Here is a 23,488-nt window from a genome sequence, read left to right on the forward strand (position 1 = left end):
TTTTGGCTGACACACTGCATTCGCGAGCAAGCCCGCTCCCACAGTGGGGATGTGTTGTGGCTTAGAAGTCGACCCTTATGCCAATCGTGCCTTTTCGCCCATTCAGCTGATTACTGTCCAGATTGCTGTTGTACCCCACCTCGCCATACACACTGACCGTACTCGATACCTGCAGCGTTGCCCCGGTGCTGACGTCCAGCGTGGTGGACTTCTGTTCGGTGTTGATGTCCGTGCTGTTATTGAACGTGACGGTGTTATTCCCGGCGCTGGCGTGCCACACGTTGGTACGCACATAAGGCAGCAGGGGCATGCCGCTCACGCTGTAGCTGCCCTTGAGGCGGACACCGAGACGGGTCACGACGTTAGTGTCGGCGCGGAATGAGACATCCGAGATTCCGTCGTTCTGGCTGTCCACATAGCTTCTATCGACAATCACCTGGGCCTGCGGCTCAACCTCCCACTGTTCCGACACCGCAAACGGCATTCCCACCTCCACAGACCCCAGCACGTTGTGGCCCTTGGTTGGGAGTTTGACGCCCCGGTCGGATTCACTGTGGCCATCGAACCGCGTGCCCATCAGCACGACATCGATATAGGCGCGGTTGGCGCCGATGAGCGTCCAATACGCGCCCAGGCTGTCACCGCGCAGGGTGGTGTTGCCGGCGTCCTTGCCCTGAAAACCGCCATTGAAACCCGCCACATTGCCGGTCAGGCGGCTGTGGCCGACAAAGAAGCCGAAGCGTTGGGTCAGGCCAGCGTCGTTGGTCCAGGCATACAGGTCAGTGCCAACCTGGAAACCGGACAGGGAGCTGTCCAGCGACGGGCTGACGGTGCCGGCGAATGATTGCCGCGTGCTGCTGCCATACACCCGGCCCCAACCGGCCGCTAAAGCGCCAGGTTGACGTTGCAGGCTTTGATCGCCCGTGCGTTCGTGGTAGGTGCCCAGCATGCCCTGGACCATCTGCTGCACGGCGGGAAACAACACGGCATATACCGGGACTTCCGGGCGATAGATGGGTATGGGTTCTTCTCCCGGGAAAATCCCCGGGAGGTCCGGCGTGCCATCGGCGGGGACGGGGGGGAGAATGCCCACTGGGTCGTCAGGATCCTCAGGGTTGGGTAGCGGCGGCGCCACCACCGAGGACCGCAGGAACCAGTTTTGCCCGGTGCCCGGCGTTACGCCTCCTTTGAACAGGTAGTACTCATAGGCGCCTGCGGAAACGGATCCACCGCGCAGGGTAAACGCCAGGTCGCTGCTCGTGGCACCGTTAAGCGCTTCAACCACCTGGATGCCGTTCTGCAGGGTCATGGCACCGGGGCCGGCAAGGTTGGTGACGGTGATGGTGGTGCCGCCTTGCAGCGTGCCCTGGCTGACTACCAGCTTGTCACTGGCCGAGCCGTCGGCGCCGAGTACCGATTGCAGCGCCAGTTCGCCACCATTGCCGGTGTAGTTGCCGTTGACCGTCAGGCTGTCGGTGGCGCTGGAACTGCCGGTGGTCATGTCGATCAGGCCGCCGTTGTTCAGGTTGGCTTGTTGCCCGGCCGTAAAGGGGCTGATGCTGCCCTGTGTTACCTGCAGGGCGGCGCTGCCAAAAATATTCAGGGTACCGGTGGCCGTAGCGCTGTCACCGAGCTTGAAGTCGCCGCCCAGGGTCAGGCGCGAATTGTTGTCCAGGTTGACGGTTTCCCAGTTGACATAGCGGGTTGGCGTGGCGGATCGGGTGTTGTCGAAGGTCAGGTTGTCGTTACCCAAACCACCATCCAGAAGCGGAGTGGAAGCCAGGGTGGTTTCGGTCAGGTTGAGCAGGAAACCCCTGTCAGCGCCATCACCCATGAGGATTTCCTTATGGATCAGACCGCCGCCTTCCCAAGTGAACTCATCGTTGCCAAAGCTGGCGAGGATCTGCCCACCTACTTCCCCTCCGCTGACGTTGATGATGTCGTCGCCGCCGCTGACGCTGATGTTGCCACCAACCGTTCCTCCGGAAACCAGGATGGTGTCGTTTCCGAAGCCAGTAACGAGGTTGCCGATGATCGCTCCACCCCGCAGGTCAAACAGGTTGTTGTCGAGCTTCATGTCGACCCGCCCGATGCTGCCACCGGTCATCAGCGCTACATCTCCATCTTCAAAGGCGCCGACAATCCTGCCACTGCTCATGGTGAACTCGTCACGGCCGTCGCCCTGAGCCAGTGAGGCGACGGTGCCACCGCTCTGGAAGTACTGGTCTACCCCGTCACCCTGGGAGATTGCACCGGAGCTGCCGCCGCTGATTTGCGCAATATCACCGCCCGCGCCTTGCGTCACCGTGCCGGAGATATTGCCATTGAACAGCTGGAAAATATTTCTTCCGTCACCTTGATTGATCGCACCGTTGATCGCGCCGGAATCCATCGTGACCCGATCATCTCCCGCGCCATAAGTCACGTTACCGACGATGATGCCGGTGCCGCCGACGGGGAACTCCAGGACGTTGCTTCCTTGTAAATCCGTCAGCGCGCCAGCACTGCCATCGCTGCACAGGGTGGTGTCGTTGCCTGCGGTTATGACCAACGTACAGGCGGCCTGCGCGGGGAGAGGCCAATTGAGCAACAGCGTCGTCACGCTGCAGACGCTCAGATACGTCACTGATGAAAACCGCGTGCTCATGATTCGCCCTCCCTGCAAGCCGGTGTTCCAAGCTAGCCACACAGAGAGAGCGTTCGCTACTGTCAGAAGTTACAGGTATAGACGAGTGGGTGCGCCTACAAAAATACAATCTCATAGGGCTCGCGCATGCGCTCCAGCAGCACCTGCGCCAGGATCGGCGCCAGGCCGATTTCCGGGTCGCCTGCCAGTTGGCTGGCATAGGCGTGGGCGGCGTGCAGCTTGCGGGCGACGCTCCAGGTGTCGAGCCGCACCTTGCGCGCGCGCTGCCAGGGGATGGCGGCGGTTTCCCGAAGCGGCCAGTGCCACGCCCAGATCGGCAGTTCGTGCAAGCGCACGCCCTTGACTGCGCAGGCTTTGGCAGCGGCACGGCCGACGGCGTCGTGGTCGTCATTGCCGTCGTTGCGCCAGGTGGTGAACACCACGTCGCCGGGTTGCAGGTAGCGCGCAATGAACTGGCTCATTTGCTGTTCCCGCGCGGCCAGGGCGTTGTCGGCGAAACCGCCGCGTATCCATTTCAGGCTGTGCAGGGGCACGCCCAGGCGGCGCAGGGCTTCGACACTTTCCTGGGGCCGCACCACGCTCAAGCGTTTGGCCGGCCACACGGCAGACCCCGGATGGCTGGCGCTGCCGTCGGTGATGGAGATCAGTTGCAGGGAGTATTCAAGGGTGCTGAGCAATTGCAGCAGACCGCCGCAGGCGATCACTTCATCGCCGGGATGCGGGGCGATGATCACCACGCGGGCGCCCTTGGGCACCAGGGTTGCGGGGTTGATGGCAGGGATTTGCGCGAGTTGCGGGGCGCTGTTCCAGATTTGCGCGGGGCCCCGGCGGTTGTCACTTAACAGTGCAGGCTTCATGGGTGTCACGTCCTTGTTTATCGGTGGTGCAGGCCGTACCCCGTTGACGGGACGGCTCTTGTGGTACGCGAGCGTCAGGTACTGCACGCTCGCGGCGCGACGGCGTTCCAACCCTGGATTGCCGTGCAAGGAATAGTGATGATAGTTATGAATCGCCGCTTTAACACCGCCGGGTGTCGCAATTTTTTCAGGAGGCCTGCATCAGGCTCTTCAGGTAATCACCGAAGCCGCCCTGGGCGCGACAATCCAGGCGGGCACTGGTAATCACCTGGGGCGAGTGGCTCCAGGCAATGGAAGCCCCGCAGCGCTCCAACTGGCGCACCAGCTCCACGTCTTCATGGCAGGGCAGGGGCTCGAAACCGCCGGCCCGCACGTAGGCGCCGGCACTGACGCCCAGGTTGGCGCCGTGGATATGCCGATGCCCGTCCCGGGCGGTGTAGGCCTGGTGATAACGGATCTGCGCCGCCGGGTCGAAGCCCTCGCTCCAGGCGTCCACCGTCACCGTGCCGCACACCGCATCCACGCCCAGGGCCAGTTGCGCCACCAGCCAATCGGGAGCGACGCGGCTGTCGGCGTCGGTGCAGGAAATCCAGCGCGCGCCGTTATTAAGCAGGTGCCGCGCACCCACGCCGCGCACGTGGCCCACGTTTCGCGCCTGCACTTCCAGGCTGTGCACCTGGTATTCGCGGGCGATCATGGCGCTGCGGTCGCTGCAGCTGTCGAGCACTGTCAGAATCTGCACCTCTTCACCCAGCAGGCCCGGATGACTGGCGGCGACCATCGCAGCTTTCAGGCATTCGGGCAGCAGATTTTCTTCGTTATGCACGGGTATCAGGATGCCGATCATCGCAGTCCCTCCAGGGTCGCAACCGTGGTGCCGTCGCGGCTCCACAAATCCAGTAGAAAATCGCTTTCGTGATGCTGCGCCAGATGTGGCATGCCCAGGCGCTGGCCGAGGCGCGCATGCACCTGTTCGGCGGTCTGCGGGCAGCCTTCGATGATCGGGCGCCAGTGGCAGGCGAGGATTTGTCCATCAGGCGTCAGGGAGGCGAGCGCGCGATCGATCAGCCCATCGAAATCCTTCGGGTCCAGGTAGTAGCAAAGCTCGCTGAGCACGATCAGCTCGAAGGTATCGCTGGGCCATTGCTGCGGCAGGCGGCTCTGCTGCACGGTGGCATGGCTGAAACCCCGCAGCCGCGCCTGTGCCAGGCTGACCGCCGCTTGTGCCGTGTCACAGCAGAGCAGGCGGTCACAGCGCGGGGCCAGCTCGAAGCTCAGTTCGCCATTGGCGCAGCCGGGTTCAAAGATCGAGGCATAGCGCGGCCGGGTCAGCAGCGCCAGGGTCAGGGCCCGCTTGCGCTGTTCATACCAGCGTTGCCGAAAGGCCCAAGGATCGTCGTTGCCGGCAAACAGCTCGTCGAAATAGGGCGTGGCGACACTCATACGAACACCACTTCAAAAGGTTGCAGCAGGCGCTCCAGCACATAGGGCGCGAGCACCGGCGGCAGGCCGATCTGCGGGTCGCCTTCCAACTGGCTGGCGAAGGCATGGATGGCGTGCCGTTTACGGGCCACGGCTTCAGGTGTCAGGGGGATTTTACGAGCGCGATCCCAGGGCACCTGGCTGTCTTCCGGGGTTGCCCAATGCCAGGTCCACACGGGCAGCTCGAGCAAGGTGGCGCCCACCGCCCGGGTCGCCTTGGCACTGGCACGACCCACGGCCTCGTGGTCGCAATGGCCGTCTTCGCGCCAGGTGGTGAAGACCACGTCGCCGGGCTTGAGGTAACGCTCGATGAAGCGGCTCAGGTCTTCTTCACCTGCGGCGACCTGGCTGTCGCTGAACCCGGCCCGCAACCATTTCAGGCTGTGCAACGGCAATCCCAGCCGGTGCAGGGCCTGCGCCGACTCTTGCGGCCGCACCACGCTCAGGCGTTCCACCGGCCAGCGGCGCGAGCCGGGATGACTGGCGCTGCCGTCGGTGACGGAGATCAGCAGGATAGGGCGATCCAGCGCGGCAAGGCCTTGCAACAGGCCGCCGCAGCCCAGGACTTCGTCATCCGGATGTGGCGCGATGATCACGGCGCGGCTGCCTTCAGGCACCAGTTCGGCAATGTCTACGCAAGGCAGCTCGGCCAGTCGCGACGAGCTTTGCCACACATGCAAGGGCGTGCCCTGGCCGACGATTGGATTGATCTTCATAGTTCCCATCTCCCTGGGCGCTCATCGGCGACTTGTTGACCAAGGGCGGCCAGGTCGCGCTCGGCGTGACTTTGCCGCAGGTACACCGGCAAGTCGGCCATCAACTGGGCAAAATGCGGGTCCTTGCAATACGGCCCGGCGCCCAGTGCTCGGCCGACATGGTGAATCACCTGGTCGACGGTTTCTTCGATACAGGCCCGTGCCTGTTGTGCCAACAGCCGGGCATCTGCCTTGGGCTGCCGGTCGATATGGGTGGAGCTGTCGCGCAGCACACAGGCCGCGCTGTGCAAGGCACTGTCGACGCTGCCAAGGTGCGCCAGGGCGTGGGGCTCCGGGCGTTTTGCGCACTGCTCGCGCAAGGCCTCCGCCAGGCGTTGTGCCGCGCCGTACCAGCAGGCGGCGATGCCGATGCCGCCTTGCCAGAAGCCGGGGCGCGCCAAATAGTCCCCAGGCTTGCCGATGGCCAGGCCAACGGCGTCGTGGAAAAGCACTTCAACGCTGCCCGTAGCGGCCATGCCCACGGCGGCCCAGCCCTCATCGGTGACGGTTACGCCGGGCTGGTGCATTTGCACTGCAACCAGTTGCTGGCGATCCTCTTCATCCCACGCCGTGAGCAAGCCGTGGCTGACCACCGCCGCGCCCGAGCACCAGGCCTTGCGGCCCTCCAGCCGCACACGTTGGCCGTCACGCCGGATCCGCACCTTGGCGGTGGGCGGCTCGGCCGCCCACATGCCCCACGTGCTGCCAACCGGCGGCAAGGGGCTGTCGAGTTCAGCGATGATCGCCAGGGCGTCCGTGTGGCCTTCAAACAACTTGCACAACCGCAGGTCATGGCCGGCGACTTGCGCCAGCCGGCTGAAGCGTTCCAACGTTTGCCCGCTGCCCGGCAAGGGCAACTGGTCCAGGCCTTCCTCCACCAAAGCCCTCAGCGCAGCGCCAAGGGCCTGGGTGTCCGGGTAATCCCGGTAGCCGCGAAGAAACTCATGCAAGGCCATGTCACACCTCGTCCTCATGCTGCAATTCAAACAGCAGCAGCGAACGCCCGGTGACCGCGTATTCGTGATCGAAATCGAAGCGTTCCTGGCCACGCACCGCTGGCTGGTTGGTGTCGAGCATGCAGGTCCAGAAGCCGCCATCCGGCACCGGTGGCAGGCGGAAATTGACCATGTCGTGGTGGGCATTGACCACCAGCAACAACGTGGCATCGGCCCCCGGGCGGCGAATCCCGGTTTCCTGGGCGCGGCCATCCATCAGCATGCCCAGGCAACGGCCATGGCTGTCCTGCCATTGCTCGATGGTCATTTCATCGCCGCTCGGCGCGAGCCAGGTGACGTCCTTGACCCCGATATCTTCGTTGTAGTCGCCCACCAGGAAGCGCCCGCGACGCAGGATCGGGTACGCCAGGCGCAACTTGATCAGGCGCTTGACGAACTTGAGCAGGGCCTTGCCGTCTTCATCCAGTTCCCAATTGATCCAGCCGATCTCGCTGTCCTGGCAGTAGGCGTTGTTGTTGCCGTGCTGGGTCCGGGCGAACTCGTCACCGGCTACCAGCATTGGCGTGCCCTGGGCCAGCAGCAGGGTGGCGAAGAAATTGCGCATCTGGCGCAGGCGCAGCGCGTTGATTTCCGGGTCGTCGGTAGGGCCTTCGACACCGTGGTTCCACGACAGGTTGTTGTTGCTGCCGTCCTGGTTGTTCTCGTCGTTGGCTTCGTTGTGTTTGTCGTTGTAGGACACCAGGTCGTGCAGGGTGAAACCGTCGTGGGCGGTGATGAAGTTCACCGAGCTGTACGGCCGGCGGCCGCGCTGGTTGAACATCTCGCCCGAGGCGGTCATGCGTCCGGCGAAGTCGGCCAGTTGGCCGTCGTCACCTTTCCAGAACGAGCGCACGGTGTCGCGGAAACGGTCGTTCCATTCCACCCAGCCCGGCGGGAAACCGCCGACCTGATAGCCGCCGGGTCCACAGTCCCAAGGCTCGGCAATCATTTTCACCTGGCGCAGCACCGGGTCCTGGCGGCAGGCCACGAGGAAGCTGTGGCGCTCGTCGAAACCGTCGCGGTAGCGGCCAAGGATGGTCGCCAGGTCGAAGCGGAAACCGTCGACATGCATCTCGGTCGCCCAGTAGCGCAACGAGTCGGTGACCATTTGCAGCACGCACGGGTGGCTCAGGTCGAGGGTGTTGCCGGTGCCGGAATCGTTGATGTAGAAGCGCTTGTCATCGGGCATCAGGCGATAGTACGAGGCGTTGTCGATGCCGCGCATGGACAGCGTCGGGCCTTGCTCGTTGCCTTCGGCGGTGTGGTTGTAGACCACGTCCAGGATCACTTCCAGCTTGGCTTCGTGCAGGTGCGCGACCATTTCCTTGAACTCGGCGATCTTGCCGCTGGCCAGGTAGCGCGGGTCCGGGGCGAAGAAGGCGATGCTGTTGTAGCCCCAGTAGTTGGTCATGCCTTTTTGCAGCAGGTGCTGGTCGTTGACGAAGGCGTGCACCGGCAGCAACTCGACCGATGACACACCCAACTGGCGAATGTGCTTGAGCACATCGTCGACCATCAGCCCGGCGCAGGTGCCGCGCACTTCCTCAGGCACCGAAGGATGGCGCATGGTGATGCCGCGCAGGTGGGTTTCATAAATGATCGTGCGATCCCACGGCGTGCGCACTGGCTGGTCGTTGCCCCAGGTGTGGGCCGGGTCGATGACTTTGCACTTGGGCACGAAGGGCGCGCTGTCGCGTTCGTCGAAACTGAGGTCGGCGTCCGGATGGCCGATGGTGTAGCCAAACAGGGCCTCGGACCATTTGAGCTCGCCCACCAGCTGTTTGGCGTAGGGGTCGATCAGCAATTTGTTGTGGTTGAAGCGATGACCGTTGGCCGGGTCATAGGGACCGTACACGCGGTAGCCGTAGATCAGCCCGGGGTGGGCGTCGGGCAGGTAGCCGTGGAAGGTCTCGTCGGTGTATTCCGGCAGTTCGATGCGCTCCAGCTCGACTTCGCCGCTGTCGTCGAAGATGCACAGTTCGACTTTGGTGGCGTTGGCCGAGAACAGCGCAAAGTTCACCCCCAGACCGTCCCAGGTCGCGCCGAGAGGGAAGGGCAAACCTTCACGAATCCGCGACGGCTCGTTTTCCGGCGTCGAGTTGGGCTTGTTGGGTTTGCTCATTGAGATGCTCCTGCAAAAGGTTTTTTCCGGGCCGAACGGGGCCATTCCGGCGTGATGCCGGGTAGATATCGGTAGTTGGATAGCCTCCTGCGGTGCGGGCGCACCTGCAGGAGGATCTTTGGGTCAGGGGGCCTTGGGCTTCTTCGCAGCAGGCTTCTTCGCCGCCGGCACTGCGCTTGGCTTGGCTGCCGGTTTGGGCGCTGCCGCTGCGGGCTTGGCTTTTGGCTTGGCCTTGGCGGCGGCCTTCGGTGCCTTGGATGGCGTCAGCGCTTCGGCTTCCGCCAGTTTGCGCGCCATTTCCCAGTGTCGTGCGTCCTCGCCATGGGGTTTACCTTCAGATTCCCAGATCTGATGTGCCAATTCGCGGATGCGTTTGTCTTCAGTACTCATCGCAATGCTCCTCACAGAAAATTTCAGCTTTCTTGATCATCAGGATTGATAAAGACATTGACCGGGAAATCCCCCAGGGCAGCGCTGATCATGAGCTCCTTGTTTGGTGTGACTGCGCCTGTTCGGAAAAGTCCCTTCCAATTTTGGGTTGGAGCGGCGAACGGTAATCGGACCCGGGTATCGCCCCAAATCTGCGCGTTGATCAGGGGATACACACCGTTTTCAAGCAGCCGGTGAGGCCAGCGTGGCACCACCACCAGCAGCTGTTTGCCCTGGTATTCGCGGTAGAAAGCGACCACCCGCTCGGCGTGTTCGCCCACCACTTCCAGAGGCTCGTACGTGCCCTGGCGAAACAGTTGCGGATGCGCCTTGCGCAACCCCAGGACCTGGCTGATCAACGCCTGTTTTATACGCCCGTCATGCCAGTTGAACATCAGCTCGCCGATGTCCGGCGGCGTGTGCAGCCCCTGTTGCCGTGCGGGGTAGTCCACCGGGCGGCGGTTGTCAGGGTCTACCAATGTGAAGTCCCAGAACTCATCGCCCTGGTACAGGTCCGGCACGCCCGGCACGGTGAGGCGAAGCAAGGATTGCGCCAGCCCGTTGAGCGCGCCGGCCGGGGCGATGGCCTGGGCGGCCTCGCCGATGGCATCGCGCAGGGTCTTGCCGGCGTCCTCCAGCAGCAGCCGTGACAGGAACGCTTCGACACCTTGCTCGTACAACTCGTTGGGTGCGCTCCAGCTGCTGTTGAGCTTGGCTTCACGCAGGGCTTTCTGCTGCCACTGCCACAGGCGCTGGTGATAGTCCGCCAGGCCCTCGGTATCGTCGCGGTGCAGGTCCAGCGGCCAACTGCCCAGCAGCACCTGATAGAGGATCAGTTCGTCACCCGCGGACGGCGTGTTGGCATCGCTGCGCAGGCGGGCGGCGAGGGGGCGCCATTGCTCCACCTGCTCGGCATACCAGTCGGCGGCCTCGCTGAGCACGGCCAGGCGCGCACGGGTATCTTCGCCGCGCTTGTGGTCGTGGGTGGCGGTGGCCAGCAGGTTGTCGGGGAAGGTGCGCAGTCGTTGCTGATTGACCGCGTGGAAGTCTTCCAGCGGGGCGCTGAATTGTTCGGTGCTGAAACCCACGTCATTGCGCGACAACAACACACCCGAGCGGTAGAACGCAGTGTCTTCCACGGCCTTGGCCGCCGCCGGCGAGGTCAGTTGCTGGAAGCGTACGCAGGCGTGCTTGAGCATCTTGCGTTTGCGGCCCAGGGGGCGGTCGCGCCAGGGTTGGCCGCCGAGCCATTTTTCCAGGTAGTCGAGCACCGGCCAGTCGCCTTCGCTCAAGGTGCTGCGGGCACCGGCCAGGGCTTGCAGGAAAAACACGTCATCCAGTTCGCTGCGGCCCCGGGCGCTGATGTAGGTGCGGTACACCGGGAAATGCACGATCAGTTCCTGCAACGCGCGGCGAATTGCACCCAGGGTCAGGTCGCGGCTCATCACATCGTCCCGAGCCACTTGCAGCAGGGCCTGGGCCACACTTTCAAAATCCCCGGCCAGGGAACCGTTGAGGATCTGCTGCCGGGCCAGCCAGGCTTCTTCGATAAATGAAGACGGGCGTTCGGTGTGGCGGGTCCATAACTCGGCCAGGGGTTCGAAGCCCTTCGGGTCATGTTGCAGCAATGACAGCTGGTTCATGAATTCGTAGCCGGTGGTGCCGTCCACGCGCCAGTCTTCACGCAAGGTTTCGCCTTCGCCGAGAATCTTCTCGACGAAGATCGGCAAGTGCCGCCCACTCGCCAGCGAGTCCACCCGGCGGCGCAGCTTGCGGCAGTAACCGCGCGGGTCGGCGAGGCCGTCGATGTGGTCGATGCGCAGGCCGTCGATCAGGCCTTCGCTGATCAGCTGGAAGATCTTGCCGTGGGTCGCTTCGAACACCGCGCTGCGTTCAACCCGCAGGCCGCCCAGCTCGTTGACGTCGAAGAACCGCCGCCAGTTGATATCGTCCGCTGCCGTGCGCCAGCTGGCCAGGCGATAGCTTTGTTGTTCCAGCAGGTGGTGCAGGCGGGCGAAACCTTCGGGCTGGCGGGCGTCGTAGAGGTCGAGGTTCGCTTCGATGGCCTTCAGGGTTTCGGGGTCGCGGGCGGCCTCGATCAGTTCCTGTTTCAGCGCGGCGGCCTGGGGATAGGCGTCCGGCTGGTAGGCCAGGCTGCTGAAGCGATCGGCCAGTGACTTGACGGGCACCAGCTCGCCATATTCCCGCGGGCAGATCGGGAAGCGATGTTCGTAATGCTCGACGTAGAAGCTGCCGTGCTGCGGGTCGAAGCGCAGCGGCAGGGCACCCGATTGCAGGGCTTCGCCGTAGTCGCTGCCCAGGAACGGCATCAGCAGTTGGCCCTTGAGCAGCGGGTCTGGCGAGTGCCATTGAATGTCGAAGAATTCGCTGTAGGGACTCAGGCGACCCCATTCCAGCAAGTCCAGCCACCACAGATTATCGGCACCGCCGACGGCCATGTGGTTGGACACGATATCGAGGATCAGCCCCATGTCATGTTCGCGCAACGCCGCAACCAATCGCCGCAGCGCCGGTTCGCCGCCCAGCTCGGGATTGACGGTGGTGGGATCGACCACGTCATAGCCGTGCATCGAACCGGCGCGGGCGCTCAGCAATGGCGAGGCGTAGAGGTGGCTGATGCCCAGTTCGGCGAAGTACGGCACCAGCGGCACGGCGTCGTCGAGGGTGAAGCCCTTATGAAATTGCAGGCGCTGGGTAGCCCGAAGCGTCAATGCTTTCATCGGTCACGCTCTTGGGCCTGGATGCGCGCCACGGCCAGCAGCTCAAGGCGGCGGGCGGCATTGTCGTCATCGAGCAGGGTGGCGGCATCGCCCGGCAGGCGGCGGCGCCAGTTCGGGTGGGTGTCGGTGGTGCCGGGCAGGTTGGATTGTTCCTCGACCCCCAGGGCGTCCTCCAGCGGCAGCAATACCAAGGGTGCGCGGGTGTGGCCCAGGTAGCGCACGCTGGCGTCGATGACGTGGTCGGTTTCGTTGCGCACTTCGTCGATGAAGTTCTGCGGGTCCTGGCTCAAGGCCTGGCGCAGTGCCTGGCGTTCCCGCAGGCGGTGTTCGCTCCATTGCTCGACGGTGGGTGCATCGATCAGGCCCAGCTGGACATTCCAGTCGATATCGCGGCTGTGCCACCAACCGTTGAGGGTCGGCAGGTCGTGGGTGCTGGTGGTGGCCAGCGCGTTGTCCGGCCAATCGAGGATCGGCTTGAACTGGCCGCCGTGGTCTTGTTCGAACAGCAGCACGCGCATCCCAAGGATCGAGCGCGCGATGAGTTTTTCCCGCAGGCCGTCGGGTACGGTGCCGAGGTCTTCACCGAGGACGATCGCCTGGTGGCGGCTCGACTCCAGGGCCAACAGCCGCAGCAGGTCATCCACCGGGTAATACAGGTAGGCGCCGTCCCGTGGCGAGGCGTCCATCGGGATCACCCACAGGCGTTGCAGGCCCATCACATGGTCGATGCGCAAGCCGCCGGCGTGGGCGAAGTTGGCCCGCAGCATTTCGATAAACGCGCGAAAGCCGTTGCGCTTGAGGCCTTCAGGGGAAAACGCGGAAATACCCCAGCCCTGGCCGGCACGGTTGAGGATGTCAGGTGGCGCACCCACGGTCAGTTCCGCCAACAGTTCATCCTGGCGGCTCCAGGCCTGGCTGCCGCCGCCGTCGGCGCCCACTGCGAGGTCGGCGATCAGGCCGACACCCATGCCGCTGCCGCGCGCCGCTTGTTGCGCGCGTTCCAGGCACCGGGCAATCAGCCATTGGCTGAAGGCGTAAAAGCCGATTTCGTCCCGATTAGCTTCGGCAAATTGCACCAGGGCCGGGCTTTGCGGGCTGTGCCAGTCCTCTGGCCAGTGGCGCCAGTCGAGGCTCTCGCCGTTGGCCGCGCGTTCGGCTTGTACGGCTTCGAAGCGGCAGTGGTTTTCCAGGGCTTCACCGCCAGCCTGGCGGAAGCTCAGGAAGTCGGCATGTTGCGGGTGGTCGCCCTGGCGGAAGTCGTCATACAGGGTGCGCAACAGGCGCTGCTTGGCTTTGGCCGCGGCCGGCCAGTCGATCAGGCTTTGTTGCTCAAGGTCATACAATTCGTCGGCCAGCCCGCTGGCTTCGATGGCACTTTGCACGGCACGTTCGCCGAGTATGCAGCCGGGGGAGGCGTACAAACTGTTGAGGAACAGGCGGCTGGACGGGGAATAGGGGCTGAAGCGCTCGGTGTCGGCGCTGAACATCGCGTGCATCGGGCTGATGGCCAGGGCGTCGGCGCCGCGTTCGGCGGCGGCGCGGGCCAGTTGTTCCAGGGCCTGGGTATCGCCAAAGCCGCCGTCGCCGCTGCGGCGCAGGGAATACAGCTGGGCGCTCAGGCCCCAGGCGCGGGCGGTCTGGGTGTCGACCGCTTCTGCAACGGTGTAGCAATGCGTCGGTGCCACGGCCAGGGTGAAATGCTGGTCGGCAATATGCACTTGTTGGTAGCCGACCGGAATCGAGCCGGGCAACACCGCGTTATCGTCCAGGCTCAGGTCCAGCACGCTGGAATCCTCGAGGTGAACCTGGCACGGCGTACCGGGGGCGAAGTAGCGCGCCAGGTCCAGGCCGGCGCCGCTGTCGACGGTCATCAGGGGCGGCAGGTGCTTGTCTTGTTGCACGCGTTCGAGGTCCAGCAGGCTGGCTTCGATCTCGGCGTCGCTGTCGGCCGGGTGGCCCAGGCCTTTGAGCACGGCGCGCAGGGCGTCGGGCTTTACATGTTGCGGGCGGCCATTCGCGTCGATCCAATCGACGGCCAGGCCCGCTCGGCTGGCGAGTATTTCCAATTGCGCGTCGCTCAAGGGTGCTCTCCAACAGGGGAATGGGTGAGGCTGACGCGGGCGCTGAGGGGAGCCAATTGTTCGGCCCCGCTGGCCTGCGTCACAAATAGGAGGTGCTCGGCAGCCGGGTAGTTCAGAGAATCGGCGCTCAGGTTGAGGTCGATCTGCAACAGGCTGCCATTGCCCAGGCGCCAGCGCGCCGTGACCGCGCCCTCCGCCAGCACGTGCGCACCCAGGGCCATGCTGCCGGGCAGGTGCGGCACGATATGTTGGTGGCGCAGGCTCAACAGGTGCCGGTAGAGCTGCGAGTCGCCGCAGTCGGCGAGGGCGGGTGCCGAGCGGCGGAAGGTCTGCAGGGAGTTGGGGTCGGGAATGCGTTCGCGGCGTTCGGGGTCGCTGAACGCGGCGAAGTCGGCAAACTCATTGCGCCGGCCTTCACGTACCGCCTCGGCCAGTTCGCCGTGATGGTCGGTGAAGAACAGGAACGGCTCCTCGGCGTTGACTTCATCGCCCATGAACATCAGCGGGATCATCGGCGACATCAGCAGCAAGGTCGTCGCGGCGCTCAGGGCCTGGGGCAAACACAGTTGATGCAGGCGTTCGCCCAGGGCGCGGTTGCCGATCTGGTCGTGGTTCTGCAGGAACAGCACAAAGGCGCTGGGCGGCAGGTGCCCGCTGGGCTCGCCGCGCGTGTGGCCGTGGCGCGTGGTGTGGCCCTGGTAGATAAATCCTTCGCTCAGGCAGCGCGCCAGTTTTCCCGTGGGGTCCTGGGCGAAATCGCTGTAGTAGGCGTCGGTTTCGCCGGTGAGCAGCACGTGCAGGGCGTTGTGGCCGTCATCGTTCCACTGGGCGTCGAAACCGCTTTCCAGCAGGCTGGCCTGGTTGAATTCGTTTTCCAGCACCAGCCACACATGCCGCCCCGTGTCGACTTGCTGGCGTACTTTTTGCGCCAGCTCCTGCAGAAATTCGGGATCGTTGATGGCGTGCACGGCGTCCAGGCGCAGGCCGTCGAAGCGGTATTCCAGCAGCCACATCAGGGCGTTGTCGATGAAGAAATCCCGGACCTCCCGGCGATCAAAGTCGATGCCCGCGCCCCAGGGCGTGTGCACGTCTTCGCGAAAGAAACCCTTGGCGTAGGTGCCGAGGTAGTTGCCGTCGGGGCCGAAGTGGTTGTAGACCACATCGAGGATTACCGCGAGGCCATAGTGGTGCGCACTGTCGATCAGCTGTTTGAGCTGCTCGGGCGAACCGTAGGAGGATTGGGGAGCGTAGGGCAGGACACCGTCGTAACCCCAGTTACGTTCGCCGGGGAACTGCGCGATGGGCATCAGCTCAATGGCGGTGACCCCCAGTTCGGCGAGGCGCGGCAGTTGTTTCTCGACCTCGGCGTAGCCCCCCAGTACGCCCACGTGTATCTCGTAGATCACCGCTTCGTGCCACGGCCGGCCTTGCCAGTGGCTTTGGCGCCACTGATAGGCCAGGGGGTCGACCACCACGCTGAAGCCGTGAACGTCCGTGGCCTGTGCCCGGGAAGCCGGGTCGGGAACGTCCTGTTCGCCGTCGATGTTGTAGCGGTAGCGGGTGCCCGGCGGGCATTGCAGCTGCACCACAAACCAGCCATCGGCCTGGGGCAGCATCGCTACCGATTTTCCTTCCTCAAATTCAACGCTGACATAAAACGCGTCTGGCGCCCATAACGCGAAGCGGGTGTGTTCCGCATCCAGCATGATCGCGCCGTGGGGCCAGGTTTCCAGAGTCCGTGACGGCATCTATGAAGACCTCTTTTTACTGTTTCCCCGATCTTCCCAGCGCTTTCGCTACCAGTTGCTCATAAAGTTCGGCATAGGGTTCCACTGCCTGGCACCAGTTGAACGGTGCGGCCATAGCCCGGCAACGCATGGCGTTGAGCAAGCCTGGGAAGGCGAAGACCTTGAACGCGCGGCTCAGGGCCGCTTCGTAGCTTTCGACAGTGGATTCGTTGAACAGGAAGCCGGTGACGCCATCCTCGATGGTGTCGGCCAGGCCGCCGGTGTTGCGAGCGACCGGCAACGAGCCGAAGCGCTGGGCATACATCTGGCTCAGGCCGCACGGTTCATAACGGGACGGCATCAGCAGGAAGTCGCTGCCGGCGAACATGCGGCGCGCGTCGGTCTCGTTGAAGCCGATGCGCACGCCGATCTGGCCGGGAAAGCGCAGGGCCAGGGCACGCATGGCTTGTTCTTCTTCCGGCTCGCCGCGACCGATGATCGCGATCTGGCCGCCATTTTCGACGATGAAACTGGCGACCGCCTCGGTCAGGTCCAGGCCTTTCTGGTAGACCAGGCGCGATACCACGGCGAACAGCGGGCCGGTGGAGTCGTGCAAGCCAAACAGGTTGCGCACATGGGCGGCGTTCTGTGCCTTGCCTTCCCAGTCACCAATGTTGAAAGGGTGGGTCAGGTGCGGGTCGGTGGACGACTCCCAGCTTTCATCAATGCCGTTAGGAATGCCGCTGAGCAAGCCTTGCTGGGTCTTGCTGGCGAGGAAGCCATCCAGACCGCAGCCAAATTCGGGGGTGGTGATTTCCTGGGCGTAGGTGGCGCTGACCGTGGTGATATGGCTGGAATACGCCATGCCGGCCTTGAGGAATGACAGCTTGCCGTAGAACTCCATGCCTTCTTGCTGCAAGGCGTGTTCGGGAATGCCCAGCTCCGGGCACGAGGCGAGGCTGACCACGCCCTGGTAGGCGAGGTTATGAATGGTGAACAGCGTTGGAGTGCGTGACCCACGCCAGTGCATATAGGCTGGCGCCAGGCCTGCTGGCCAGTCATGGGCGTGCACCAGGTCCGGGCACCAGTGGATCTGCGCCAGGTTGGCGGCAATATCGGCGGCGGCCAGGCCCAGGCGGGCGAAGCGGATATGGTTGTCGGGCCAGTCGCGGCCGTTGTTGGCGCCGTAGGGCGTACCTTCGCGCTCGTAAAGCTCGGGGCAGATCAGCACGTAGATAACCAAGCCGTCCTTGAGGTCCATGCGCCCGATCTTGCACGGTGGCAGCGCGGCGTGGCCCCCCAGCTCACCGATGATATGAATCGGGTTGTCGCTGTCCAGCACCTGCGGGTAGCCGGGGATCAGCACGCGCACATCGTGCAGGTGCGCCATGGCGCGGGGCAGTGCGGCGGAAACGTCGCCCAGGCCGCCGGTTTTCACCAGGTCGGCCAGTTCGGAAGTGACAAACAGCACTTTTTTGCGATTGGGGTTCACACGTGGGACCGGCCGCACCGTGTTGGGAAGGTCGGCCAATGAGGTCGGCCCGCCAACCGGCTGACTAAAACGCTCTCCCTGAGTATCTACAGCGGCACTGATCATAGTTCTCTCCCGAGTTCTGGTCGGCTGATGGCATATGGCAATCAGCGAAGGTTGACCGCGTCCTGCGGCCAGGCGCACAAGCGCTACACAGACTGGCAAGCCTTATGCCAGTTGTGCTGGAGTCTTAAATAGAGTGGATGGACGGGCGTTCGGTGGGAACCGTCAGCACTCGCCTTACCTTAAACCTGACCTGTGGCAGAGTTGGAAAGTTTCGATTTTTTGCGGGGTTTTTGTTTTGGATCGGACCCATCGGTCATGAGTCTAGGACAGATCCCAGAGCCTGTGGGGTCTGTGGGGTATTTTTGTAGGACAAATTTTTTTCATGAGCCCGGTAGCAGCTGTCGAGCGCGCTCCGGTTCAGGATCGGCAGTGCGCCCGACGCAGCCTCGCTGGGGCTCGACAGCTGCTACGGGGGGAGTGGGAGGTGAAATGTGTGCACTAGCTTAGTGCGCGAAGGGGCACTCCTTTGGACCAGGCTTGGATGTCTTCGATCATTTGCTGGTAGAACTGGCGGTAGTTCTGCTCGCTGACGTACCCCACATGAGGGGTGGCCAATACGTTGGGCAACTGGCGGAATGGATGCCCGGCTGGCAGCGGCTCCTGGGCGTACACGTCCAGTGCCGCGCCCGCCAGCCGGCCATTGGCCAGGGCGTCAATCAAGGCGGCCTCATCGACAATCGGCCCGCGTGCCGTGTTCACCAAATGCGCCGTAGGTTTCATCCAGCCCAACGCTTCGGCGTCCACCAGCCCGCGGCTGCGGTCGCTGAGCACCAGGTGAATCGACAACACGTCCGCCTGTTCAAACAACTCGCGCTTGCTGACCCAGGTCACGCCGCTTTCGGCAGCGCGCTCTGGGGTAAGGTTTTCGCTCCAGACAATTACGCGCATGCCGAAAGCCTGGCCAAATTTGGCGACCTTCTGGCCAATGCTGCCCAGCCCGAGAATCCCCAGGGTCTTGCCGTACAAATCGCCGCCCAGGCCCACTTGCCAACCCCCGGCGCGCAGGGAATTGGCTTCGGCCAGCAGGTTGCGGGTGGACGCCATGATCAGTGCCCAGGTCAGTTCCGGGGCGGCGTGCTTGTAACTGTCAGTGCCGCCTACCTGGATACCCAGGGCCTTGGCCGCAGGAATGTCGATGGCGGCGTTGCGCATGCCGCCGGTCACCAGCAACTTGAGCCTGGGCAAGCCTTGCAACAGAGCCTGGTCGAAGGTGGTGCGTTCGCGCATCACGCAGATCACCTCGAAGCCCTGCAAGCGTTCGATCAGCGTGGCGGTGTCCGCCGGGTAATCGTGGAGGAAGTGCACCTGGCCGACCGACGCCAGGACTGACCAGTCCACCACGCCACTGGCCACATTCTGCCAATCATCAATCACTGCGATCTGTACCGACATTCACGCATGCCTCGAAAAAGGTTGGATTAAAGGGCGTTCAGCCCTTGCAACAGTGCCTTGTGAAACTGTGCCGGCTCTTCCATTTGCGGTGCATGGCCCAGGCCCGGGAACTCCACCAGGGTAGCGTGGGGAATCAACTTGGCCACTTGCTTGCCCAGCACCGCGTAGTTGCCGAGCTTCGCCTTGACCGCCGGTGGCGCCAGGTCTTTGCCAATGGCGGTGTTGTCGGAAGTGCCGATCAGCAGCAGGGTGGGCATCTGCAGGTCCTTGAACTCGTAGTACACCGGCTGGGTGAAGATCATGTCGTAAATCAGCGCCGAGTTCCACGCCACCTGGGTGTGGCCGGGGCCTTTGTTCATGCCGGCGAGCATATCGACCCAGCGGTCGTATTCAGGCTTCCAGCGGCCGACGTAGTAGGTGTCGAGCTCGTATTTGCGGATGCCTTCGGCGGTCAGTTTCAACTCGCGCTCGTACCATTGGTCAACGCTGCGGTAGGGCACGCCGATGGCCTTCCAGTCTTCCAGGCCAATCGGGTTTACCAGTGCAAGTTGTTCGGTTTGCTGCGGATAGAGCAGGGCGTAGCGTGTGGCAAGCATGCCGCCAGTGGAATGGCCGAGCAGGGTAGCCTTCTGAATACCGAGTTTTTCCAGGAGTTGATGGGTGTTGATCGCCAGTTGCTGGAAGCTGTACTGGTAATTGTCCGGCTTGCTGGAGGTGCAGAAACCGATCTGGTCGGGAGCGATCACCCGGTAACCGGCGTCGCTCAGGGCTTTGATCGATTCATCCCAGGTGGCGCCGCAGAAGTTCTTGCCGTGCATCAGCACGATGCTGCGCCCATTGGCCTTGCCCTTGGCCGGTACGTCCATATAGCCCATCTGCAGGGATTTGCCCTGGGACTGGAAGGTGAAGTGCTCTACCGGGTACGGGTATTTGAAGCCTTGCAGCTCGGGGCCGTAGGTCGGACCTTCTTCGGCGGCGAAGGCGGGCAGGGCGCTGCCGAGCAACAGGCTGGCGACGCACAGAGAGCGGATCTTGGACATGGTTAGAGCTCCGGGAACAGTGCCCGGATGCTGTGGCGAGGGGATTAACGGGAGATTAAATCCAGTGCAGGGTGAGCATGGCCAGTCCCCCGTAGCGCGCCCCTTTGGCCAGGGTCACCAGCACCAGGAACCGCCAGAACGGTTCGCGCATGACCCCGGCCACCAGGGTCAGCGGGTCACCAATGATCGGCACCCAACTGAGCAGCAACGACCAATGGCCCCAGCGCTGGTAATGGGTACGGGCCTTTTCCAGGTGCCTGGGGCTGACCGGAAACCAGCGTCGATCCTTGAAGCGCTCGACCGAGCGGCCCAGCAGCCAGTTCACCACCGAGCCCACTACGTTGCCGGCCGTTGCAACCCCGAGCAGCAGCCACAGGCTGTAGTGCCCGCTGATCAACAGCCCCACCAGCACCGCCTCCGATTGCATCGGCAACAGCGTGGCGGCGCCGAAGGCGGCGAAAAACAGTCCCAGGTAACCGGCAAGCATCAATCAGCGTGCCGGATAGTCAGCCACTACCACGTCTTTGCCATCGCGAGTCAGGCCGATGACCTGATAGGCATCGCTGCTGCCGTCCATCTCCATGCCTGGCGAGCCCATGGGCATGCCCGGTGCTGCAATGCCCAGCAAGTCGTCGCGCTTGCGCAGGGCCAAGACCTGGTCGGCTGGCACATGGCCTTCGACGAACTTGCCGTCGATCACGCCGGTATGGCAAGACGCCAGGCGTGGCGCCACGCCCAGGCGCTGCTTGACCTCGCTCATGTTGCTTTCCACATGGTCGTTGACCTTGAACCCGTTGCTTTCCAGGTGGGCAATCCACTTTTTGCAGCAACCGCAGTTGGCATCACGGTGCACGTCAATCGGGATCAGCTCGGCAGCCTGGGCCAGGGTGCTCATGAGCAGGGCCGACAGTGCGGCCAGTCGCAGGGTGGTTTTCATCGTCATCTCGTCGGATAAAGGGCAACAGCGGGGCATTCTCCCTGCTTTTTGGAAAAGGGTTTCCCGGGAGTGTTACGAGGTTTTACGAAAAACCGACAGCACCAGAATAACCGCCTGGTGCTGTCGGAAAACTGAGAGGGATATGACGGTTTTGTCAGGCTGGCGGGGATTCCAGGCGCTGCTTGAGCTGATCAAGGGCCTGGTTGGACAGTGCGATCATGCGCTCATGCAGGGTGGTCAGTTGCAGTTCGGTTTCATAGGTGAGGATGCGCTTGAACAGCGTGCCGTTGCCCTGTACTTGCAGCAGATAATGAATACAGCCATCTACCGCCAATGAGGTGAACGCGGTCTTGAACTCCCGCGGTCGCTGCGCAATCTGCACGCGATAGCTCATGGGAACCCGCACACCCAGCAGGTCGATGGTTTCAGTGAAACGATGACCGGCAGGCAATGAGCCGGCGATACCGGTGTCGGCGCCCAGGGATGTCGGATGCCATTCATGCCAGCGATCCGGTTGGGTAACGTAGTCGTAAACATCGTCGATAGAGGCTTGTATATAGCGTTCCTGACTGATCCGCTCCAGACGGATCGGGTGCTCAACTGCGTGCATGACACACCTCCTGTGTGGCGGAGCGAACTGTCAGAATAGTCCGGCTCCCGCGCATTGCACGGGAGCTTTCAGGCTATTTTTTCAACGCACCTTGAAGCGACCCATCAATGCAATAACCCGGCCATTGGCATCCAGCAGGCTCTGGGTGTTGTGCTCCGTGGCGTGGCCGCTTTGCACCAGCTCTTCGACCATGTGGCGGATGTGCACCATGCTGCGGTTGATTTCCTCGGTCACTGCGCTTTGCTGTTCGGCGGCGGTGGCGATCTGGGTGCTGAGGTTGTTGATATGGCTGACGGAGCCGGCCATCTCGTCCAATCCCGTGTTCACCCGGGCCGTGGCGTCAGCCGCAGACTGGCAGCTGGCCTGGGTGGCTTCCATGGCCGTCACCGAGGAACTCACGCCCGTGGTCAGGCGCGCCAGCATCTCATTGATCTGCGAGGTGCTGGCCTGGGTGCGGGCGGCGAGGGCGCGGACTTCGTCGGCCACCACCGCAAAACCCCGGCCTTGTTCGCCGGCCCGGGCGGCTTCGATGGCCGCGTTGAGTGCCAGCAGGTTGGTCTGGCCCGCGATGGCGCCGATCACGCCGAGGGTTTCGGTGATGCGGGCGGCATCCTGGCGCATGTTTTCCACGGTGTGGGTGGCGCTGGAGACCTCGCCGATCAACGCGCTGACGCTGCGGGAAGCTTCGCCGACCACCACCCGCGAACGGTCGGCGTGCTCGTTGGCGCGCTGGGTGAACGCAGCCGTTTCGGCGGCGTTCTCGGCCACGGTGTCGGCGGTGGAACTCATCTCGGTGATGGCCGTGACGGTCTGGTCGGTTTCCGAGGCATGGCGGACCAGGATCTGGTTGGTCTGGGCCGACGTCTGCTGCAATTGCGCCAGGCTCGACGACATGGCGCCGGTGGCCAGGGTCACTTCTCCAATCATGTTTTGCAGGTAGACGATAAAGCGGTTCACCGAATGGCCAATCGCCCCCAGTTCATCCTCGGCGCGAATGGTGATGCGCCGGGTCAGGTCGGCATCGCCGTTGGACAGTGCGTCGATATTGGTCTTCAGCGCGGTCATCCGGTGCACCAGCTGGCGGATGGCGTACACCGCCAACAGCACCAACAGCAGGATCATCGGGATTTGCAGCATCGCCAACGTGCCCAGTACGTCATCACGTTGGGCGGTGATCAGCGAGGTCGGCAGCGCAGTGGCGAGGAACCACGGGGTGCCTTCGATCGGGCGCATGAAGAACGTGCTGGCCACGCCCTGGTTGTCGAACTCGCTGCGTTGCAGGGTTTGATCACGATGAGCCAGGCCGGCGCTGACCTGGGCGGCAAAGGCCGAGGTGCCGACCAATTCGCTGATGTTCTTCAACACCACGGGGCCGCTGATGCGCGTGCTGTTGCTGATGATCTTGCCGTCGCCTTCGACGATCAGCATTTGCCCGCCGAGGTCTTTTTCCTTGCTGGCCACCAGGTCGTTGAAGAAGCCCAGGGTCACGTCGATGGTGGCGACGCCATAGGCTGCGCCGTCACGCTGGATCGCCATCGCGCAGTTGGTGCGTGGCTCCTGGCTGGCGTCATCCTTGTAGGCCGCCGCCCAGGCGCACTGGCCGCGGGGCGAAGCGAGGCCGCCCTTGTACCAGCTCTGGTCGTAGTAGTTGGGGGCCGCGTCGCTGTTCCAGAAGGTGTTCACCGCCAGCTTGCCCGAGGCATCGCGGTGCCAGAAGGTGCTGTGCTTGTTGCGTCCCGGGGTGCGTTGGTTGGGCAGGGGCCAGATGCCGCCGCCAAACACTTTCAATTCGCCGTACTGGTCCACCAGGCCTGGCAGCACCTTGTCGATGGCGTCGCTGTCCAGCAGCGGGATGGTTTGGGTGATGCTGCGTTGCTGGGCCTGAACCTTGTTCAGTTCGCCCTGGATCTGCTCGGCCACTTCGGCAATGCGATTGAGGGCCACCTGTTCTTCGGTGTGGCGCAGCTTGGGGGCCACCAACTGTCCGATGCCCACCACCGTCAAGACGAATAACAACAGGACGAACAGCACCAGGAACAGGGTGTAGCGGGCTTGGATAGAGCGCAATGAGGGCAT

The 23,488-nt window shown here is 63.4% G+C and carries 18 protein-coding genes; all 18 read right to left on the bottom strand.

Translation table 11 applies throughout. From position 1 onward, the window contains the following. Nucleotides 1-61: 61 nt before the first annotated feature. Nucleotides 62-2,647 carry an autotransporter outer membrane beta-barrel domain-containing protein gene (locus HX869_RS04405; protein WP_178902790.1) on the bottom strand — a complete coding sequence of 862 codons (2,586 nt, stop codon included), beginning with the start codon at nt 2,645-2,647 and terminating at the stop codon, nt 62-64. A 95-nt stretch (nt 2,648-2,742) separates the two neighbouring features. After that, nucleotides 2,743-3,504 carry a PIG-L deacetylase family protein gene (locus tag HX869_RS04410; protein WP_003207524.1) on the bottom strand — a complete coding sequence of 254 codons (762 nt, stop codon included), beginning with the start codon at nt 3,502-3,504 and terminating at the stop codon, nt 2,743-2,745. Between the two features lie 187 nt (nt 3,505-3,691). Next, nucleotides 3,692-4,351, bottom strand: a complete 660-nt coding sequence (locus HX869_RS04415) for a glycosyltransferase family 2 protein (RefSeq protein ID WP_008435152.1) — start codon at nt 4,349-4,351, stop codon at nt 3,692-3,694. Then, nucleotides 4,348-4,947, bottom strand: coding sequence for an SAM-dependent methyltransferase (locus tag HX869_RS04420; RefSeq protein WP_008435150.1), 600 nt, complete (start codon nt 4,945-4,947; stop codon nt 4,348-4,350). The genes HX869_RS04415 and HX869_RS04420 overlap by 4 nt, the downstream gene beginning before the upstream one ends. Beyond that, nucleotides 4,944-5,702, bottom strand: a complete 759-nt coding sequence (locus HX869_RS04425; RefSeq protein WP_003207531.1) for a PIG-L deacetylase family protein — start codon at nt 5,700-5,702, stop codon at nt 4,944-4,946. Before HX869_RS04425 ends, HX869_RS04420 begins: the two co-directional genes overlap by 4 nt. Then, the gene (locus HX869_RS04430; RefSeq protein ID WP_178902791.1) at nt 5,699-6,697 is read right to left on the bottom strand and encodes an acyl-CoA dehydrogenase family protein; all 999 of its coding nucleotides are present in this window, start codon (nt 6,695-6,697) and stop codon (nt 5,699-5,701) included. Before HX869_RS04430 ends, HX869_RS04425 begins: the two co-directional genes overlap by 4 nt. Before the next feature lies 1 nt (nt 6,698). Further along, nucleotides 6,699-8,858, bottom strand: a complete 2,160-nt coding sequence (gene glgX / locus HX869_RS04435; protein ID WP_003207536.1) for a glycogen debranching protein GlgX — start codon at nt 8,856-8,858, stop codon at nt 6,699-6,701. 123 nt (nt 8,859-8,981) lie between these two features. Continuing rightward, entirely contained in the window at nt 8,982-9,248 is a 267-nt protein-coding gene (locus HX869_RS04440) for a DUF2934 domain-containing protein (RefSeq protein ID WP_003207537.1), read from the bottom strand. 23 nt (nt 9,249-9,271) lie between these two features. After that, on the bottom strand, nt 9,272-12,028 hold the full coding sequence (locus HX869_RS04445; RefSeq protein WP_177008558.1) for a malto-oligosyltrehalose synthase: 2,757 nt from the start codon (nt 12,026-12,028) through the stop codon (nt 9,272-9,274). Next, the gene (malQ, locus tag HX869_RS04450; RefSeq protein ID WP_178902792.1) at nt 12,025-14,109 is read right to left on the bottom strand and encodes a 4-alpha-glucanotransferase; all 2,085 of its coding nucleotides are present in this window, start codon (nt 14,107-14,109) and stop codon (nt 12,025-12,027) included. The genes HX869_RS04445 and malQ overlap by 4 nt, the downstream gene beginning before the upstream one ends. Then, the gene (treZ, locus tag HX869_RS04455; RefSeq protein WP_177028195.1) at nt 14,106-15,857 is read right to left on the bottom strand and encodes a malto-oligosyltrehalose trehalohydrolase; all 1,752 of its coding nucleotides are present in this window, start codon (nt 15,855-15,857) and stop codon (nt 14,106-14,108) included. Before treZ ends, malQ begins: the two co-directional genes overlap by 4 nt. A 16-nt stretch (nt 15,858-15,873) precedes the next feature. Then, nucleotides 15,874-17,433 (bottom strand): glycogen synthase GlgA, encoded by a 1,560-nt coding sequence (gene glgA, locus HX869_RS04460; protein ID WP_087692372.1) that lies wholly within the window; start codon nt 17,431-17,433, stop codon nt 15,874-15,876. 438 nt (nt 17,434-17,871) lie between these two features. Further along, on the bottom strand, nt 17,872-18,825 hold the full coding sequence (locus HX869_RS04465) for a D-2-hydroxyacid dehydrogenase family protein (RefSeq protein ID WP_178902793.1): 954 nt from the start codon (nt 18,823-18,825) through the stop codon (nt 17,872-17,874). Between the two features lie 26 nt (nt 18,826-18,851). Then, nucleotides 18,852-19,865, bottom strand: a complete 1,014-nt coding sequence (locus tag HX869_RS04470; protein ID WP_003207547.1) for an alpha/beta fold hydrolase — start codon at nt 19,863-19,865, stop codon at nt 18,852-18,854. Between the two features lie 55 nt (nt 19,866-19,920). Next, nucleotides 19,921-20,352, bottom strand: coding sequence for a YqaA family protein (locus tag HX869_RS04475; RefSeq protein WP_178902794.1), 432 nt, complete (start codon nt 20,350-20,352; stop codon nt 19,921-19,923). A gap of 3 nt (nt 20,353-20,355) precedes the next feature. Beyond that, nucleotides 20,356-20,802, bottom strand: coding sequence for a DUF411 domain-containing protein (locus HX869_RS04480; protein WP_003207550.1), 447 nt, complete (start codon nt 20,800-20,802; stop codon nt 20,356-20,358). Nucleotides 20,803-20,956: 154 nt separating this feature from the next. Next, nucleotides 20,957-21,412: an SRPBCC family protein gene (locus HX869_RS04485; RefSeq protein ID WP_003207553.1), complete on the bottom strand. Its 456-nt coding sequence runs from the start codon at nt 21,410-21,412 to the stop codon at nt 20,957-20,959. Nucleotides 21,413-21,493: 81 nt separating this feature from the next. Then, a complete protein-coding gene (locus HX869_RS04490) occupies nt 21,494-23,488 on the bottom strand; it encodes a methyl-accepting chemotaxis protein (protein ID WP_102368896.1) in 1,995 nt (664 codons plus the stop codon).

Source organism: Pseudomonas sp. P7779 (genome assembly GCF_013386315.1).
Classification (GTDB): Bacteria; Pseudomonadota; Gammaproteobacteria; order Pseudomonadales; family Pseudomonadaceae; genus Aquipseudomonas.

What these genes read in the sequence shown, in the direction of transcription:
- HX869_RS04405 (WP_178902790.1), bottom strand. Translation starts at nt 2,647, where the DNA reads ATGAGCACGCGGTTTTCATCAGTGACGTATCTGAGCGTCTGCAGCGTG.
- HX869_RS04410 (WP_003207524.1), bottom strand. Translation starts at nt 3,504, where the DNA reads ATGAAGCCTGCACTGTTAAGTGACAACCGCCGGGGCCCCGCGCAAATC.
- HX869_RS04415 (WP_008435152.1), bottom strand. Translation starts at nt 4,351, where the DNA reads ATGATCGGCATCCTGATACCCGTGCATAACGAAGAAAATCTGCTGCCC.
- HX869_RS04420 (WP_008435150.1), bottom strand. Translation starts at nt 4,947, where the DNA reads ATGAGTGTCGCCACGCCCTATTTCGACGAGCTGTTTGCCGGCAACGAC.
- HX869_RS04425 (WP_003207531.1), bottom strand. Translation starts at nt 5,702, where the DNA reads ATGAAGATCAATCCAATCGTCGGCCAGGGCACGCCCTTGCATGTGTGG.
- HX869_RS04430 (WP_178902791.1), bottom strand. Translation starts at nt 6,697, where the DNA reads ATGGCCTTGCATGAGTTTCTTCGCGGCTACCGGGATTACCCGGACACC.
- glgX (WP_003207536.1), bottom strand. Translation starts at nt 8,858, where the DNA reads ATGAGCAAACCCAACAAGCCCAACTCGACGCCGGAAAACGAGCCGTCG.
- HX869_RS04440 (WP_003207537.1), bottom strand. Translation starts at nt 9,248, where the DNA reads ATGAGTACTGAAGACAAACGCATCCGCGAATTGGCACATCAGATCTGG.
- HX869_RS04445 (WP_177008558.1), bottom strand. Translation starts at nt 12,028, where the DNA reads ATGAAAGCATTGACGCTTCGGGCTACCCAGCGCCTGCAATTTCATAAG.
- treZ (WP_177028195.1), bottom strand. Translation starts at nt 15,857, where the DNA reads ATGCCGTCACGGACTCTGGAAACCTGGCCCCACGGCGCGATCATGCTG.
- glgA (WP_087692372.1), bottom strand. Translation starts at nt 17,433, where the DNA reads ATGATCAGTGCCGCTGTAGATACTCAGGGAGAGCGTTTTAGTCAGCCG.
- HX869_RS04465 (WP_178902793.1), bottom strand. Translation starts at nt 18,825, where the DNA reads ATGTCGGTACAGATCGCAGTGATTGATGATTGGCAGAATGTGGCCAGT.
- HX869_RS04470 (WP_003207547.1), bottom strand. Translation starts at nt 19,865, where the DNA reads ATGTCCAAGATCCGCTCTCTGTGCGTCGCCAGCCTGTTGCTCGGCAGC.
- HX869_RS04475 (WP_178902794.1), bottom strand. Translation starts at nt 20,352, where the DNA reads ATGCTTGCCGGTTACCTGGGACTGTTTTTCGCCGCCTTCGGCGCCGCC.
- HX869_RS04480 (WP_003207550.1), bottom strand. Translation starts at nt 20,802, where the DNA reads ATGAAAACCACCCTGCGACTGGCCGCACTGTCGGCCCTGCTCATGAGC.
- HX869_RS04485 (WP_003207553.1), bottom strand. Translation starts at nt 21,412, where the DNA reads ATGCACGCAGTTGAGCACCCGATCCGTCTGGAGCGGATCAGTCAGGAA.
- HX869_RS04490 (WP_102368896.1), bottom strand. Translation starts at nt 23,488, where the DNA reads ATGCCCTCATTGCGCTCTATCCAAGCCCGCTACACCCTGTTCCTGGTG.